The 17,850-nt window shown below is 38.8% G+C and carries 16 protein-coding genes; 1 reads left to right on the top strand and 15 read right to left on the bottom strand.

The window, feature by feature from the left end; all coding sequences use genetic code 11:
• The first annotated feature begins 108 nt into the window (after positions 1-108).
• A complete protein-coding gene (locus tag DS737_RS07325) occupies positions 109-2,124 on the top strand; it encodes an esterase/lipase family protein (RefSeq protein ID WP_005090269.1) in 2,016 nt (671 codons plus the stop codon).
• 46 nt (positions 2,125-2,170) lie between these two features.
• On the opposite strand, the gene ahpF is transcribed toward DS737_RS07325, so the two are convergent.
• From ahpF to DS737_RS07250, 15 genes are all read right to left on the bottom strand, one after another.
• Positions 2,171-3,736 carry an alkyl hydroperoxide reductase subunit F gene (gene ahpF / locus DS737_RS07320; protein WP_005090948.1) on the bottom strand — a complete coding sequence of 522 codons (1,566 nt, stop codon included), beginning with the start codon at positions 3,734-3,736 and terminating at the stop codon, positions 2,171-2,173.
• A gap of 121 nt (positions 3,737-3,857) precedes the next feature.
• Entirely contained in the window at positions 3,858-4,778 is a 921-nt protein-coding gene (locus tag DS737_RS07315; RefSeq protein ID WP_113997204.1) for a hypothetical protein, read from the bottom strand.
• A 25-nt stretch (positions 4,779-4,803) separates the two neighbouring features.
• The gene (locus tag DS737_RS07310) at positions 4,804-5,934 is read right to left on the bottom strand and encodes a toxic anion resistance protein (protein ID WP_004639377.1); all 1,131 of its coding nucleotides are present in this window, start codon (positions 5,932-5,934) and stop codon (positions 4,804-4,806) included.
• Between the two features lie 12 nt (positions 5,935-5,946).
• A complete protein-coding gene (locus tag DS737_RS07305) occupies positions 5,947-6,723 on the bottom strand; it encodes a tellurium resistance protein (RefSeq protein ID WP_113997203.1) in 777 nt (258 codons plus the stop codon).
• A gap of 124 nt (positions 6,724-6,847) precedes the next feature.
• On the bottom strand, positions 6,848-7,261 hold the full coding sequence (locus DS737_RS07300; RefSeq protein WP_113997202.1) for a PaaI family thioesterase: 414 nt from the start codon (positions 7,259-7,261) through the stop codon (positions 6,848-6,850).
• A gap of 35 nt (positions 7,262-7,296) precedes the next feature.
• On the bottom strand, positions 7,297-8,280 hold the full coding sequence (locus DS737_RS07295) for a fatty acid desaturase family protein (protein WP_113997201.1): 984 nt from the start codon (positions 8,278-8,280) through the stop codon (positions 7,297-7,299).
• A 123-nt stretch (positions 8,281-8,403) separates the two neighbouring features.
• Positions 8,404-9,201: a PaaX family transcriptional regulator C-terminal domain-containing protein gene (locus tag DS737_RS07290; RefSeq protein WP_113997974.1), complete on the bottom strand. Its 798-nt coding sequence runs from the start codon at positions 9,199-9,201 to the stop codon at positions 8,404-8,406.
• Positions 9,202-9,218: 17 nt separating this feature from the next.
• Entirely contained in the window at positions 9,219-11,108 is a 1,890-nt protein-coding gene (locus tag DS737_RS07285) for a M48 family metalloprotease (RefSeq protein ID WP_017396415.1), read from the bottom strand.
• A gap of 94 nt (positions 11,109-11,202) precedes the next feature.
• On the bottom strand, positions 11,203-12,741 hold the full coding sequence (gene purF / locus DS737_RS07280) for an amidophosphoribosyltransferase (protein ID WP_005090262.1): 1,539 nt from the start codon (positions 12,739-12,741) through the stop codon (positions 11,203-11,205).
• A gap of 40 nt (positions 12,742-12,781) precedes the next feature.
• Positions 12,782-13,375 carry a CvpA family protein gene (locus DS737_RS07275; RefSeq protein ID WP_004639385.1) on the bottom strand — a complete coding sequence of 198 codons (594 nt, stop codon included), beginning with the start codon at positions 13,373-13,375 and terminating at the stop codon, positions 12,782-12,784.
• A gap of 1 nt (position 13,376) precedes the next feature.
• Positions 13,377-14,384, bottom strand: coding sequence for a quinone-dependent dihydroorotate dehydrogenase (locus DS737_RS07270; protein ID WP_004639386.1), 1,008 nt, complete (start codon positions 14,382-14,384; stop codon positions 13,377-13,379).
• Positions 14,385-14,502: 118 nt separating this feature from the next.
• Positions 14,503-14,982 carry a type II secretion system protein GspM gene (gene gspM, locus DS737_RS07265; protein ID WP_005090261.1) on the bottom strand — a complete coding sequence of 160 codons (480 nt, stop codon included), beginning with the start codon at positions 14,980-14,982 and terminating at the stop codon, positions 14,503-14,505.
• The gene (gspL, locus tag DS737_RS07260) at positions 14,982-16,121 is read right to left on the bottom strand and encodes a type II secretion system protein GspL (RefSeq protein WP_113997200.1); all 1,140 of its coding nucleotides are present in this window, start codon (positions 16,119-16,121) and stop codon (positions 14,982-14,984) included. The genes gspM and gspL overlap by 1 nt, the downstream gene beginning before the upstream one ends.
• 39 nt (positions 16,122-16,160) lie before the next feature.
• On the bottom strand, positions 16,161-16,616 hold the full coding sequence (gene sixA / locus DS737_RS07255; protein ID WP_005082761.1) for a phosphohistidine phosphatase SixA: 456 nt from the start codon (positions 16,614-16,616) through the stop codon (positions 16,161-16,163).
• 129 nt (positions 16,617-16,745) lie between these two features.
• Positions 16,746-17,819 carry an NAD(P)H-dependent glycerol-3-phosphate dehydrogenase gene (locus DS737_RS07250; RefSeq protein WP_004639390.1) on the bottom strand — a complete coding sequence of 358 codons (1,074 nt, stop codon included), beginning with the start codon at positions 17,817-17,819 and terminating at the stop codon, positions 16,746-16,748.
• Positions 17,820-17,850 lie beyond the last annotated feature (31 nt).

Here is a 17,850-nt window from a genome sequence, read left to right as displayed (position 1 = left end):
TATTTCTTGAACAAATAGACTGCCCTGAGCAGTCTATTTTTTTTACATTGAAAAAACATTAATTTTTCGTATTATAAATAACATCCAAGCCTACCGTGCTGATCCATCATGTTTGCATTTCAACCGAATAAATCTTTATTTATTGTTAGTCTACTCAGTGCAATCATGGTGAGTGGTTGCCAAGTCGTCAGTCTAAAGCAACAAGCGATAAATGTAACCATCGCCAATGAACGTAATAGCATTTTAACGCATAAAAAATTAAGCGAAGCCAGTCTGAATGTCCTCTCCATGTCTGGTAAAGAAGCTAAAGTCTGCACCCAAACACCAAATGACTGTGTCGCTGATTTACACAAAATCCCACAAATTTTAGATGAACAGCTCTTATCAACTGCAAGCGAATTGTATCTCGCTAAAGCATTGTCATTATCTGAATCTTCGGATTGTAAAATTAGCAAGCTAAGCAAACATCGTAAAGAAGAAGAACAGAAAGTCATTCAACAAAACTATGAAAAGTGTCTAGATCAAGAACTTGAGTCCTTAGATAAAAGTATTCGATATAGCTATGCATATTTATTCAAAACAAGTCGTCAACCACAAGAACGTATTTTTGATAACCGACAAGTTCAAATTCGAGATTTCTATAATCAAGCACTAACCAAATTAGTTAATGTACACAGTCTTCGAAATCCATCTAAAACCATTACCCCAACAATTAAAATTGGTAAAAGTATCTATACGATCGATATCGAATCTTATCAACGCCTGCAAAATGTTCAACAGCTTGAACAATTTGTTTCTAGCTATAATATGAATTTTTCAGGGTTAAGAGCCATTAACCGCAGAGATGGTTTTGGTTCTGATTTTGTGGCGGTCTTCCCGTCCTCAGAAGCCAATCGTGGGGAAAATAAATATATTCTTGATCCTCTGAATTATAAATATCCAAATGGCACCAACCCAAATATTCATAAAGCACGTTATTTGGCAGCGACGATCATTGCTCAACCTAAACAAGCAACTGCCAGCGTGGAAGATGTTTTAAATAACCCAAATTTTGAAATTAAAGTTTATGATCCTTACAACACTGAAAGAGTCAATATCGCAGGCAAAGCATACTCACTTGCCGCAAACTTTTCTGCGCCTTACGGCCTATGGTTAGCAGAAAACAATCTAGGTGCAGCTGCTTATCTTTCGTTGATTGATCGTGACCAGCATCTCACCATGCCGCATCTTTATATGTTGGAACCTTATAATCCGAATAAAAAAGTTATCGTATTAATACATGGTTTGGCGAGCAGTCCTGAAGCATGGATTGCGGTTACCAACGATATTATGGGTGATCCAGTTTTGCGTGAAAACTATCAAGTATGGCAAGTTTTCTATTCAACCAATATGCCTATCTTAGAAAGTCGCTTTCAGACCTATGCATTATTGAAACAGGCTTTTTCATCATTGAATCCTAGAGATGCTGCTGCAAAAGATGCTGTTTTAATTGGTCATAGTATGGGCGGTATCATTAGCCGTTTACTGGTAAGCGATGTAGATCTATCGAAACAAGCTTTAGCAATGATGACCAGCCGTCAGCAAGCCCAGCTCAGAAAGCATCCTGTTATTAGTGAGCGATTAAAGATGAAACCAATTCATAACTTTAATCGAGCTGTTTTCTTAGCGTCGCCCCATCGTGGAACTGATTATGCTGACCGTTGGTTTACCTTAGCTGCGCGGAAAATTATCCGTTTACCTGCAACTTTTCTCACAACTTTAGCAGACACACTTACCAGTGATGATATGGATCTTAAAGATTTTGTGAAAACACTGACTAATGATGTCATCCAAAATGGGCCAAGTGATTTAAGTAAAAAATCGAAATTTATGGAGTTAACTGCCGATGTTCCACCTGAAAAAGGTCTAGTGTTCCACTCTATTTTAGGCAACATTACTAAAAGTGATGATCCAAATGTCATCACAGATGGAATCGTTCCATACAAAAGTGCTCACTTAGATGGAGCAGTTTCAGAAAAAGTTTTGCATGGCGGACATTCTATTCAAGAAACGCCTGAAGCAATACTTGAGTTACGTCGAATCCTTCGTCAGCATCTTGTTGATCATGGCTTGTATAAGCAATAAATAAAAAAGCCCAAACTAAAGTTTGGGCTTTTTTGATTCTAATTTATTAAACGCCAGAACGAATCATATAATCAAAAGCAGAGAGCGAAGCTTTCGCGCCTTCACCTGTGGCAATGATAATTTGCTTATAAGGTACCGTAGTACAGTCACCCGCAGCAAATACACCTTTCACATTGGTTTCGTTGCGATCATTCACCATGATCTCACCACGATTGCTTAATTCAACAGCGCTGTCTTTCAAGAAATCTGTATTCGGTAATAAACCAATTTGAACAAAGATTCCTGCAAGCTCAACCACATGTTCTTGATCTGTAGCACGATCTTTATACTTCAAGCCTGTCACTTGTGAACCATCACCAAGCACTTCAGTACTCAATGCATTCATGATTACTGTTGTATTAGATAAGCTGTTTAACTTATCTTGTAACACTTGATCCGCTCGAAGTTTGGTATCGAACTCAACCAAGGTTACATGTTCAACAATTCCAGCAAGATCAATCGCAGCTTCCACACCAGAGTTACCACCACCAATCACAGCAACACGTTTACCTTTGAACAATGGACCATCACAGTGTGGGCAATAAGCGACACCACGGGTACGATATTCAGCTTCACCCGGTACATTCATCTCTCTCCAACGCGCACCAGTTGAAAGAATAATGGTTTTGGATTCTAGTTTGGCACCATTCTCCAGTTCAACCTCAACCAAGCCCGTTGCTGTTTGATCCGCACCAGTCACTTTGCTCACACGTTGGAGATTCATGATATCGACATCATACTCACGGACATGTGCTTCCATTTCAGCTGCAAACTTTGGACCTTGGGTCTTTTGCACTGAGGTAAAATTTTCAATATCCATGGTATCCATCACCTGACCACCAAAGCGTTCAGCCACGATACCTGTTTTAATTCCTTTACGTGCTGCATAGATTGCCGCAGTTGCACCCGCAGGACCACCACCAATTACCAAGACATCAAATGCATCTTTGGCATTGATCATCGCAGCATCTTTTTCCGCAGAGTTAGTATCTAACTTGGCAATGATTTCTTCCAAAGTCATGCGACCTTGACCGATATGTTGCTCATCTTGGAACACCATTGGCACGGCCAAGATTTTGCGTTGTTCCACTTCATCTTGGAAGAACGCACCATCAATCATGGTGGTCGTGGTATTTGGGTTATAGATTGCAATCAAGTTCAAGGCTTGAACTACATCTGGACAGTTATGGCAGCTCAATGAAATAAACACATCAAAGTTTGCTTTAAGATTTAAGCCTTTGATCTGATTTAAAACGTCATCAGAAACTTTAGGTGCATAGCCTGAAACTTGTAACAATGCCAAGATCAAAGAAGTAAACTCATGTCCCATTGGTAAACCCGCAAAGAACACACGCGGTTGTTCACCTGCTTTGGCAACACCAAAACTCGGACGGCGAGCGTTTGAACCGTCAAAACGCGCCGTAACTTGATCAGACAGTTCAGCAATTTCAGTCACGAGTTCTTTTACTTTCGCAGCTTTATCTGAATCATCTAAAGCAGCCACCAACTCGATTGGACTTTCTAAACGTTCTAAGTAAGCTTTTAATTGAGTTTTAATATTTTGATCTAACATGCAAATCTCCAAATTCTAAGCAGTTCAAGTCGGCTAAATTAATTTCATGGGGCTATAGTACGCAAAAGTTCAGCATAGAGGAAACAGTATGTTTTTATGAGTTCAATCGGTTTTTTGAATTTCAATCAATGCGATGTAGTGTTTGCTCGATACGCTGGCGACGAGTTTTTAAATGCTTCGCCAATATAAATAAAAAGATGCTTAAACTGATAAAAATAAAGCTCAACACCAATAACAACAGATTAACAATCTGAGACGTTTTTTCGGCTTTTTGAACACGAGGTTCCAATGATTGGGTTACTGGCGTAACACTTTTTCCATACAGTTGTTGTTGCATTGCCCATAATTGTTCAGGCTTAAAATTATAATCTTTGAACTGAGTTGGATTATTTTTTTCTATATTCATCAGCTGATTGACATAAACATTTGCTGTTTGTCGGTCTACAGGTCGATGCATTAAAGCGACTTGAGCCAGAACATAAGCTTTTTCTGCTGAGGGGACACGAGCTTGTTGCAAGTCTTGAGCAATCTGACTTTCAATAATATTACTCTTATAACTCATCCACTGTTGATAGGCTTGCTCCGTTTCATCTTTCCAATCGTATTGTAGATAGCTCAAACCTGACCAAAGTAAGATAAAAGCAATGATCCACGCCAGAATACGCTGTGACCAAGCTTGTAAGCGGCGTTGAAAAAAGCCAATTTTTTTTATCCAACTCAGTAACAAGAAAGCACCAATAAAGGAGACTAAAAGCTTTAAAAACAACCAGCCCACCCAAGACAATAAATTAAAAAAATAGTCGACTGGTTGCTTGAATGGAATAAATTCTTGAATGCTATAAGGTAAATCTAAAGCTTGAACATGTAATGAAAGATCAAAGAACCGATAGATAAATTCTTTTTGCAAAAACAAAGAAGCAACCATAACGAGTGCAAATGTAGTAAGGCACACAAACCAAATCGTCAAATGACGCTGTCTCTGTCGCAAACCTGCTAAACGTTGCTCAATCGGTTGAACATTTAAATCATCTATAGGTGACAATGATCTTTCCTTTCATACGAAAAAATTAGACTTTAGGTGGATTATGCCCACTATTTTCTAAAACCAAATGATTCAAATTTTCTTGCAACACCCGCAATCGCGTTGTTGCTTCTGCACGTTTTTGCATGCCCTCTTTTTGGATTTGAATCACATCATTCACAGTATTAATGAGGGTGTTTTGTACATGTTCAAGGGTTTCAACATCAATCACTGAACGTTGATTGGCTTTCGCTGTATCCACAGAGTTTTGATGCAATAACTCAGCATTACGGCGTAATAAATCATTTGTCGTATCATCGATTGCTTTCGCCAACTGCACACTATTCTTTTGTTCTTGCAATGAAATTGCCAAACTAATCTGGTTTTTCCAAGCGGGTAGCGTAATATTCTTAATCGCGTAAAACTTATCGACCAACATTAAATTGTTCGATTGAATAATACGAATCATCGGTAAAGTCTGCATCGCAGATTGCTGTAGAATCTGTAAATCGCTTACACGTTTTTCAAGATTGTTCGCTAAATGATTTAAATCATAAATTTGCTGGGTTGTCTTTTGATCTTGCTCCAGCGTCGTCAGAGTTGAGATTTGTTGCTGAATATCTTGCTGCTTCAGGTGTCCAGCTGCAATATAGACCCCAAGCTGTTTATATTCCTCTTGAACAGCATCAAACATTTTATCTAGTGTGCCTACACGCGCTTTCAAACCAGACTGAGAGCTTTCAATTTCTTTGACTAATGCATCAATTTGCTCTTTAGTTGTATTAAAGTGCTGATCAAAACTTTGCTTAGCTCCTTTAATTTTACTGAGCAAGCCACCAAAGAAACCTGAGCTTTTGGACTTATTTAAAATACTCGATGTATTCAATTGTTGTGCGACCTGCACCACTTCATTTAATTTTTGTCCTGTGGCATCCAAGTCCTTGTTTTGCACAAGATTGAGCAACTCATCCGTATAAGTAGAAGTTTTAGTCGCTATATTTTTGCCATATTCAGCCACAACAGTAGTATTGATCTCAGCAAGCTCTTTGTGTGCATTCATCACTTCAGCAAGATCTTGCGGTTGTAAGCCTAATTCTTTTAAATTTAGTCGTTCAAATCGCTGTTCTGGTTTTTCCACCAGCTCATTCGATGACTGTATCAATTCTGAATTTGACATGATGTCCCCTCTTTATTTCTGTAATGACTTTTTGAGATTTTGGATTAAATTTTCTCTGCTCTTATCTAACTGTTCAAGCACTGCCGATGAGTTTGATTCACGACTTTGCTTCAAATGATATTGCCAAGCAGGGATTAAAACTTGCTGTGCTTCTTTAAAACGATCTAATAGACTAAAAGATAAATGTTGAGACAATTGCATTTGTTTTATTGCGATATCATTACTGGTTTGTAGCGTTTGCAAAGTATTAATTTTTTTTGAAAGGCGTTCTACAAAATGATCCAAGCTCTGAGGTTTACTAAACTTTGGATATTCGTTTAGAAACTCTTCAGCCGCGACAATATAAACCGCCATCTGCTCTCTCAATCCTAATACCTGCTGCAATCTCGCTTGAGACTTTTGGATTTCGATCTGCAATTTTTGGCTTAAATGATTGGCTTGTTGTATTAGCTGATCTAAATCTTTGAGGTATTTGACCTGACCCGCATCATATTCAATATCAATTCCCAACCATTTTTGTATTGCGTTAAAACGTCGTCCACCCAAATATTTTTTAGATTGCGATAACTGAGTAATGATTTGTGTAATCACTTCACTCAACTGCTGGTTTAATTTAGGATCAACCCCATTTAATAACACACTTTGAGCTTGCACCAAATGATCAGCATAATGATTCAAATGATGAGGATCATTAAATAAAGGCAGTAAATCATTACGCTTGATTGCCAAGATACGTTCTGGGTCTACTTCAATTTGCGATAATGGTATGAGGTCTAGCGAAGTGGTCATGTTTACCGAATAATGTCAGAACAAATAAATTTGAACATCCTTAGTTTTAGCATGTTCTGACTCATCCGCATACTATAATGTTGTTATGTTTTTAGATATTTCATATTGTTAGCCATAAATGTGGTTAGGGTTTGTTTGGAAGTGCATAAGTTCCAATCACATGCGCTACTGGTTCTTCCTCTTCTCCTGAATATATCCAAACCTCACCTGTAACTAATGTTTTTCCCACTTTAATCAGTTTACAAACGGCTCGTATATTCTGACCTGCTTTGGGTTTTCGAAAAAAATTTATGGTCATATTGGTTGTGACAGCCATCGCGATCAAGCCCATATGTCCCATGATAGCGACATATAAAACGAAATCTGCTACCAACATTAAGGTTGGACCTGAAACAGTCTGACCAGGACGTAAATCATCCTGATCGACTTGATAGAGCAACTCAGCGCCCTTATCCGTAATCGCTTCAATGGTGCATTTTCTAAGTGCTTGCGGAAATTCTTGAGCTAAAAACTCAATAATTTCTTGCTTACTCGCCATCTTGTAACCCCCAATCCCAATCTTTGGTTTTCAACTTAATCTTCTTTTTTAGAAAGCTCATCCAATACTTGCCAATATGTCGGTGGTTCAGATACATGTCCTCGCTCACGCAACATTTGATGCATTTTAGGCAATTTAAAATAAGGTACTGCTGCCATCAAGTGGTGTTCTTTATGATAATTAACATGAATCGGTGCAACCAAAGCTCGTGCAATATAACCTGCTTTAGTCGTACGAGTATTCATCAAAGCACTTTTGCTACTTGGCATCCCTGCATGCTCGGCCATAGAGCGTACACGCAAGAATAATGGAAACGGTGTTAGATATGCGAGTATCCATAGCCCGTATAATTTAGGATGACCTGCTGCCCATAACGCTGCAAATAAAGCTGCGTTCGTGATGATCGCTCCGCCACTATTCTTAAAAAAAGCTTTCGGATAATCTGACCAATGCCTGCCTTCTTGTGAAATCCAACGACGATCATTCGAAACCGTCCACTCCATTTTTTCAATATCCATCAGAACTCGTCCGACTGCGAACTTGAATCCAGTAATACCAGCAAGGTCGCGTGCAAACTTACGCATCAAGGATTTTTTTGAGGTTGGAAAGCCAGCGACCAACGATAAATCGGGATCATCTTTTGTCGAAGTTTTACTATGATGACGCATGTGATGAGCACGGTACTTATGCAAATCATTCCAGATCGGACGTGCACATAACCAATCCGTTAAAGTGTCATTCAACCATTTTGTTTTAAATAAACTCTGATGTGAAGCATCATGCATAATAATGGCAAGTGCTAACTGACGCCCAGCCAAAACTGCTAAGGCAGCAATACACAACAATAACTTCCCCCAATTTGGTAAATATTCCCAAGAACTTGCAACAACAGCAAAGGTACCACCAATTACGGCCCAAGTTGAAAAAACAGCCCAACTACCATGCAAATCTGATTTGCTGGTCAAATCAGTGATTTCATCACGGCTAAATAAATCACTAATCGCGACTTGTGTATTCATATTCCCATCCGTCCTTCACATCTTATTTTTGTATTTACATAAATATTAATTTTATTTTAAACCATGTAATATTTCTGTCAATAAATTAAAAATAGATTTATTGTAATATTTTTAGATAAAAAATTAAGCTGTATTTAGCTCATAAAACTTTGCCCAAAGTGCCAAGCCTGTTTGATCAAGTTGTTGTACACTTGCTGCAAATTGATTACGCCCAGCCACATCCACAAAATCTTCTGGTAATAAAGGGTCATTCATCAATAAGGAAATTGTTTGGCGGCCTAACAATAAAGACTCTTTGGTTGCTTCTTCCAAATCTAATTGCTGCACATTGAGCAACCACTCCTGAATCATTTGACTATATTTTTTATAATTCTGATTTAAGATTTCAGTGGGCCACAAGCTTGGGATACTCGATGCTGTATGCGCATCAAAGTGATTGATTTGGCAGACTCTTGCATTTTCCTCCAGACCAGAGTTTCTGAGTTCGATGATCAAATCATTAAATTCAATTGCCAAGTTATCGGGACGGATAAAAATCCCTTGTTCCAGTTCCTTAAAGCCGAAATGTTTCAGAACACGTTCACGACGATGTAGTGCCGTCCGATCAACACGCCCAAGCCCACCGGTAAAAACCGCAAGATATTGATGATTCCAAACTTTAGTGTGCTTAATACCACGTTTTCGATTCAACATGACATCAGCCCATTCATGAGATCGATGTGTAAATTGATACACACCACGCTCGATAGCTTCAATCACACCCTCGCTAGACAAACGAGTTACCGCCACTCGAATACTATTTTCACTAATCTCAAACAGTTTTGCGGCGATAATAATCTGTTTGATTGAAATTGCTCGTCCTTGTGAACCTAAAAGTAAATCGACAATCAAGTCACGGGCATTCATTTTTATTAATATCATTTTTTCCATACAATCAACTAAATAATCATTAAACTATTTTTCTTAAGCATTTGCTCAACGACTTCTTGTGTGTCAAAACCTAAACGCCAATATAACAACTCCAAAACATCAAGTTCATCTTGAGTAATAATTCGATCACTCCATAAGCAGCGCTCTGCGATTGAAAGAATATTCAGACGATCACGTAGCAACAGCCCAGACACGTCATTCAATATCTCTGCTAAATCTAAAGGCTCATCTGAAATATCAGCATAAATCTGCATTTCATCGTCAGTTAAGATAAATCTTAAAATACGCTCGCGGACTTCTAACTGATTAGGGCTATTAATTTGTTGCACATGCAATAAAGCATCAATCAAATGAACAATCTGCGACTTTACTTCCTCAAATGATGTAGGTAAATGAGCAGGCATTAAATTCAATTCATGCTTCACTTTTTCTAATAACAATGCATCGAGTAAACCAACTTCACCATCGGCCTGTATAATATTGGCTAGTTTGGTTAAAAACTGACGTGCAATACTCGCTGGCATATGCCCTATGTTCTTACAAGCATCGTGGAAAATCTGCACATGAATACGGCCATCAAGATGAAGTAATGCATCGACAATCGCATGGCTTACAGGTGCATCTTGTGGAATAAATTCACGATATTGACGAATCATTAAAATCGCAACCATAACTTCACGAGAGCCCGTCGCTGTTTGCATGGCTCTTTGAATCAGTTCAGGACGCTTCTTATTTTTTCGCAGCTCAGGATTTAACGGTTTAATCGCATCATTTAAAGCAAAGCTGATCGGCGACAAACGCAACAATGGTAATGGCTGAGGAGAGCTCCAAGGTGTTGTCGCATCTGCTATTTCTTCCTCTAATGAGCGAAATAAACTAAACAAAGGACGACTACGTAACTTTCGTAAATTTTCTAGTTGTAAGTCCTGTAGCAAAGTTGGATTTAACTCATAAATACGGTCTTTAATACTAGGATGAATATTCATCCAGCTTTGAGGGCTAAGAGAGTTCGCAAAACACATATGTGAAATAGATTCAGAATATGCACTATGGATCTGAGAACCCGAGTGATGCACATAGATACGTAATAACGTCTGAATATTGGCATTGTTATTCATTAAATGCATTGTCTTCAAATCATTACGAAAAGTACGACCACTTAAGGTTAGATATTTAATAAAACGTGTAATTAGTATCCCTAAACTGCCGATTAGCCAAATCACGCCTCCAATTGCCACAAAGATTGTCTCGAATTTATTGCGACGATTCGTTGCATAGGGATTATAGCCAGCTTGAGCTAATTTACTTCCCCATTGGCTAAAAGTAGTTAGACCACTATATAAGATTTTAAGTTTGGTATTTTCAACCGCTTCACCTGATAAGATTTGATTGAACTCGTAACTTAACAGACCATACAGTTCTAACTCATCAAGATTCTGCAAAGCTCCCCAAGTCAAAATAATCACAATATCTTGAGACTTGAAGCCTGCTGTTAAAGCATTTACTCCCACTTCATCAGGCAGAACATAAACTGCAGGCGTTTCTATTGCAAAACTTTTAGCGACTTGTTCAGCAACTTTTAAGGCTGTACTTTCTTCAGGTGTACTTTCCTCATAAACCAAACGGCGGGCTTTTAATTGCTTAGCAAGAGAATGACCGCCTTCACGTAACACATAGAATTCAGCCCCAACGGACCAAACCAGCACAAGAAACAATAGCGCAATAAAATATGGACTAAGGACATGCCACCAAATTTGCTGTGTATAATCAAAAAAATGAACCACTAAACCTAAGATTAAATTGAGAATAAAAACTGTCAACAGCATCGCAAGCCAACAAAAACTCATTGACCATGCGATGCTTTTATTTTCAATTAAATAATGGCTCATTTCTTTCAATGTAAATTTTCCTGATTACATTGTTTATAGGTAAATTCAACATCTATCATAAAATAAAAAAGCGGGAATTTCCCGCTTTTCTAAACATAACAAATTATGCTTCTCGAATACCCGTTAAATCAACGGAAGCTGCATCAATATTCACATCAATATAGCCATCTGCATTTTTCTTGGCTGTATCATTACGCTTTTGCTCAAGATCTGTCAGATATTGTTGATTAATACCACCTGCAACATACACACCATCAAAAACAGAGCAATCAAACTCTCTTAAGTCTGGTACTTTGCTGGTACGCACTGCATTTTTCAAATCTTCTAAATCTTGGAAGATTAAGCGGTCAGCACCAATAATTTCACGAATTTCTTCTACACTACGCTCAGAAGCAATTAATTCTGATTTAGCTGGCATATCGATACCATACACGTTTGGATATTTCACCATAGGTGCAGCAGAGGCAAAGAATACTTTCTTCGCACCAGAATCACGTGCCATTTGAATGATCTCATTACACGTTGTACCACGCACAATTGAGTCATCCACCAATAAAACATTCTTGTCTTTAAACTCAAGTTCAACTGGGTTCAACTTTTGACGTACAGATTTTTTACGCTGTTGTTGACCTGGCATAATAAAGGTACGACCGATATAGCGGTTTTTCATAAAACCTTCACGGAATTTTACCCCAAGAATATTGGCCAACTCTAAAGCAGACGTACGACTCGTATCAGGAATAGGAATCACAACATCAATGTCATGCTCTTCACCCCATTCTTTGAGGATTTTATAAGCAAGCTTTTCACCCATTTTCAAACGAGCTTTATAAACTGAAATCCCGTCAATTGTTGCATCTGGACGAGCAAAATAAACGTATTCAAAAATACATGGACGGTATTCTGGATTTACTGCGCATTGCTTCGAGAATAACTGACCTTCACTATCAATAAAGATTGCTTCACCTGGTGCAATATCACGTTCAATTTTAAAACCAAGTGCAGTAATCGCAACCGATTCAGACGCAATAATATATTCTGTACCTTGCTCAGTCTCACGTGAACCATAGATCAATGGACGAATACCATTTGGATCACGGAAGCCAACCAAGCCATGCCCAGTGATCATAGCGACTACACCATAAGCACCTTTGCAACGTTCATGTACACGCGAAACGGTATGAAAAATATCTTCTGGCGTTGGATTTAATGTACCAATTTTCTGCAACTCATGCGCAAATACATTGAGTAAAACTTCAGAATCAGAATCGGTATTCATGTGACGTAAGTCTGTTTTGAACAGGTCATCATGAATTTCTATCGCATTAGTCAAGTTACCATTATGCGCCAAGGTAATACCGTATGGAGAGTTCACATAGAACGGTTGTGCTTCAGCACTGCTTGATGAACCCGCTGTTGGATAACGCACATGACCGATTCCATAATTTCCCAGTAATGCGCGCATGTGACGGGTATGGAATACATCACGCACCATTCCATTATCTTTTCGGAGAAATAATCGCCCTTGATGGCAAGTCACGATCCCCGCTGCATCTTGTCCTCGATGTTGCAACATCGTTAAAGCATCAAATAACATTTGGTTTACTGGCGATTTACCGGCAATCCCAACAACTCCACACATAGCAACCTCGCGACAAGCTAGGAACAGGGTTTAACCCCGATTAATAAAACGGATTTTTGGTTGAATGATCAGAACGTTCATTGACTAATACCCGCTCCGATTCATTGATTTTGCTTGAAGGACGGTGTAATAACGCACCTTCAGATGTCATTTGATGTAATGCTTCATTGGCAGCATCTTTCGATAACTCAGTTGCCAAAGGTGCATAAGGCAGTAAAACTTGTACAAATTTAGATTGTTTCCAGTGCGGTGAACTCTCAACCCAAGGACCTAAACCCTGCATGGTAATGAGGACAATTAATAATCCTTTTAAAGAACCAAAAGCACCGCCTGCTAAACGATTTAATGGGCCCAATTTCAGACTTTTCAAGAGCCCATTCAAAAATGCAGAAACAATCCATGTACACACAACAATGATCAAAACAATAAAAGCAAAAGCTGCAATTTTTTGCACGACTGGATCTTGACTCAAACCAGCCATTGCAGGTGCGAACACCACAGCGTATTTTGCCCCAACGATCAATGCGAATATCCATCCGATCAAGTTCGCAAAGGCTTTTATAAATCCTTGACGCAAACCGTTCAGCCCTCCAATGAGCAAGATGATCAGAATAATGATATCAAGCGTGTTCATTTCACACAGTCATCGCACTAACACAATCTTTTACAAGTTTTGGGCCTGTATAAATTAAGCCACTATATACTTGTACTAAACTAGCACCAGCAAGTTGTTTGGCAACAGCCTCTTCGCCAGACAAGATACCACCAACACCAATCAGTGGGATTTTGCCTTTTAGAATTTTTGAAAACTGTCGTAAACATTCAGTGCTTTTCGCAAAGACTGGCGCGCCAGATAAACCACCTGCCTCATCGCCATGTGCTAAGTTTTCAACACCCTCACGTCCCAAAGTTGTGTTAGTCACAATCAAACCGTCAATTTTAAAACTCAATAATTGATTCGCGATAAACTGAATATCTTCTGTCGTTAAATCTGGTGCAACTTTTAATACTAATGGCACATAATGATTGTATTGTTGCGAAAGTTCTAACTGACGATCTTTTAAAGTCTGTAACAACTCAGTTAATGCATCACCACTTTGTAAGCTACGGAGATTTTTAGTATTTGGTGAGGAAATATTGACTGTAATGTATGAAGCGTAGTTATAAACTTTTTCTAAGCAAATCAAATAATCTGAAACGGCATCTTCTACAGGTGTATCGGCATTTTTACCAATATTAATACCAAGAATTCCCTTAAATTTTGAAGCTTTGACATTTTCAACCAGTTGATCAACACCCTCATTATTGAATCCCATACGATTAATAATTGCTTTCGCTTCAGGAATACGGAATAAGCGAGGTTGTGGATTACCAGCTTGTGGGCGTGGTGTGATTGTACCAATTTCAATAAACCCAAAACCTAATGCTGCTAAGGCATCAATATGCGCACCATTTTTATCCAAACCTGCTGCAAGACCGACAGGATTAGGAAATTGAATCCCCATACATGTCACAGGTTTTGTTTCGACTTTTTGATGCATTAGACCCAATTTATGCGCTTTATCCAGCATAGAAAGTGTGACTTCGTGCGCACGTTCAGGTGCTAAAGTAAACAACAAAGGGCGAGCCAATGAATATAACATACCAATCACAGTCTACTGATTTTCAAGTAACCATATTATAGGCATAGGCTCGTGAAAACACCATGCTTGGCATGGAGTTATTTTAAAGTCTGCTGACATTTCAACCATAGATTATGATTTATTGAACTGTTGCCGTTAATTTGATCTGATTATTGTTAGAAACCATGTCCATTTTTACAATGCTTAACCCCATTTGAGATAATTGCATAAGGAAATTGGCCAATACGGCATAGTTCCGATGCTCTGCAACCAGTTGCAGTTGTTCACCATTTTGCTGTGATGAAACAGCAACTCCCTGTTGTTGTGCCGCGCGCTGGATTTTGTCTGCCGCAGAAAGCTCAAGATCATTCGCAGGCTTCATCGTAGCAGCATTGCTTTGCATCCATACGGTTAAATCTTTTAACTCATTTAGACGCTTTTGCTGCTGGTTTGCCTTGCTATGCATTTGCCAAAGCGCAGTTCCAATCATCACGACAACCACAAAAATAGTAGTGAATATAACCATCACTCTTTCACGTGGTGATAATCTTTGTAAATATTGATCAATCAGTTCTACTTTCTGATCCACAAAGTTTTGTAATTGTGTAAGTGCTTTCATTATTTTACTTTTACCGTCCCGATAGCACCCACACTATCTGCTTGTACATTCCCCAATTCTGCTTGGAAACCTTGTTGATTTAATTGCTGCACCAATGTTTGTAAGTCATTGGCTGCATTTGCCTTTAATGCCATTGATAAAACAGCAGCATCAAAACTCACTTGCTGAGCAACAATTCTGTTTTGCATCAAAATTGGTCCAACTCGACTTAATAATGATAGTGCTTGCGCATCCCCTTGTTTGCTCATTCGCAACTGACTTTCAAATTGGCTTTTAATATTTTGCTCAGTCACACGACTATTTTCACCAAACCAAGATTTATACTGATCCACCGCTTGTAATGCAGTTTGATCAGCAACACGCTTCAATTTCGACCAACGCAATACATCATAACTTAACTGTACAACGATCACTGCCATGAAGACAATTGCAGCGGCTTTCCAGTAACCTGACCACTTTACATTTGAGTTTTTTGCCTTAGGGAATACATTAAAAGGATGTTGCTTAGCACGAATCGGTTGAACGAACTGATAGCTAAATTCGGTACGATGGTCACGATCCGAAACATTTGCCAAATGATCGAGTTGATCTGCATTTAAATTAGCAAATTGATAATTCATTTCTGATGGCTGAAACTCTAAAAATAGCGCGAGATCATCCACAGAGTTGCCTATATATGCGCCTTCTCGGACCAACAAGTGCTCATACAAGTTAACCATCACCACTTGATCTATTTCAGGTTCTGGTAAAATCAAGAAATCTGGTAAGAATGCAACAATTTCAATAGTTAGCAAACTCAACGCATGTTGCCATGTTTCTACAGCCGATTGTGCTACCCCAAGAATACTCAATTGATCATTATGAAAGTGATGAACAACCTTCATCTGATCAATAGGTAAGGTCACGTATTCTTCTAATAAATATTTGACACCATCATAACCCAATTGCTTATAGTGCATCTTGGTCATTGTTTGTTGCAATATTTGTGCATTACGGCTAGGAAAATAGACAACCGCCTCTTTCCCATGGTACGCCTGTAATTCTTGAATTAATTGTTCAAGACTACTCGCCTGCACCCAATTTTCCCCAGTCGACCAATACCATGTTCCATTGGTTTCGGGCATCCATATATACAACATCGTTGTTTTATACTCTTATTTTATTGCGGACATAAAGATCTAGATCGTTGGAATAAAACGGTTCTTCTGTGTTGATAAACCGTTAGCTATCACTGCCTGATCATATATACGAGCTTCAGCCAATGCAAATGGTTGGAAATTTTCATGCGTCAATTGTTCAGCAATATGCGCCACAACGTTCATATGACAAACCACCGCAATCGACTCATATGGCAGTTTTGATAGCCATTCAATTGCATCTTTGGCATCATCATCTGGCTTAATTTTATCGCACATTAAAACAGGAATACCCTGAAAATGTGTTTGTATATGTGCCAACGTTTCTTGAGCTCGTAATAATGGACTAACTACAAAAATTTCAGGGCGTATAACCTCTTTCAAAAAAAGCCCTGTTTGTTCAGCTTGTTGATGCCCACGTTGTGTTAAAGGGCGTTGCATATCGTTTCCATTCACTGCTGGAGACGCTTCACCGTGACGGACTAAAGTTAACTGCATAAAACTACCTTATTCTTTATATTGATATCTTAACTATGCAAGATGACAATTTAATAAATCGATCTGGCTATATATTAAATACTCGTCTTTGTAATGGCTAAACCATGTCAATCATCATGCAAAAAATCTTTAAACTTCATGATGAGGTAAGACAAACTCGACATCACTCCGATGACCATTTTTCATTAAAGAAAGTGCGATTGTCATTGGCGGTGCGTTTTCAAAAATCACTTCATAGAGTGCATTGGTAATTGGCATATAAACATCTAGCTCTTCAGCTTTGGTACGCACTTGAACAATCGTATTAATACCTTCGGCTGTTTGACCTAATTCTTTGGTTGCTTGATCTAATGTTTTGCCTGACCCTAATGCATAACCAATTTGGTAATTACGACTCAACGGACTGTTACAAGTCGCAAATAAATCGCCTACACCTGACAACCCCAAGAATGTAAGTGGATTTGCACCTTGTTTTACTGCAAAACGGCTCATTTCTGCCAAAGCACGAGTTAAGATCATACTCTTAGTATTTTCACCAATGTTGTAGGCAGCACCCATTCCCATCGCAACGGCATAAATATTCTTTAACGCACCACCTAGCTCAACACCATGCACATCATCACTACCAAAAACACGGAATAATGCACTATGTAAAGCATGTTGCACAGCATAGCGGACCAACTCTGACTCACTTGCAATCACGGTACCCGATGGCATACCTGCCATGATTTCTTTGGCTAAGTTTGGACCAGATAGAACACCATAAGGAACTTCGGGTAACTCTTCACGAATAATCTCGCTCATAAAGCTAAAAGTTTTTGCTTCAATCCCTTTCGTTAGAGACACAACGGCTTGTGCGCTGATAAATGGTGCAATTTGCTTGAGTACATCTCGATAAGAATGACTTGGTATCGCAACCAAAATAATATCGCGATCACGTACAGCTAACTCTAAGTCAGCAACTGCGTGTAAAGCAGGCTCCAAAGTATAGTCTGGCAAATAACGCTTATTAATATGTGTTTGATTAATTTCTTCGGCTACTGCCGCATCACGTATCCAAATCATGGTATCGCAGCCATTACGTGCTGCCAAGTTCGCCATAGCAGTACCAAAACTACCGCCACCGAGAACCGTGATTCTCAACGCTGTTTTTTGATCTACTGCAACAGGTTCAACCAAATCAGTAAATTTTAACTCTGCCATTTTCTATCCTGAAACTCATTATTCTTTAATC

Source organism: Acinetobacter haemolyticus, from assembly GCF_003323815.1.
Lineage (GTDB): Bacteria > Pseudomonadota > Gammaproteobacteria > Pseudomonadales > Moraxellaceae > Acinetobacter > Acinetobacter haemolyticus.
Note: the sequence above shows the minus strand (reverse complement) of the source record. Positions and strands in the feature narration are given on the sequence as shown.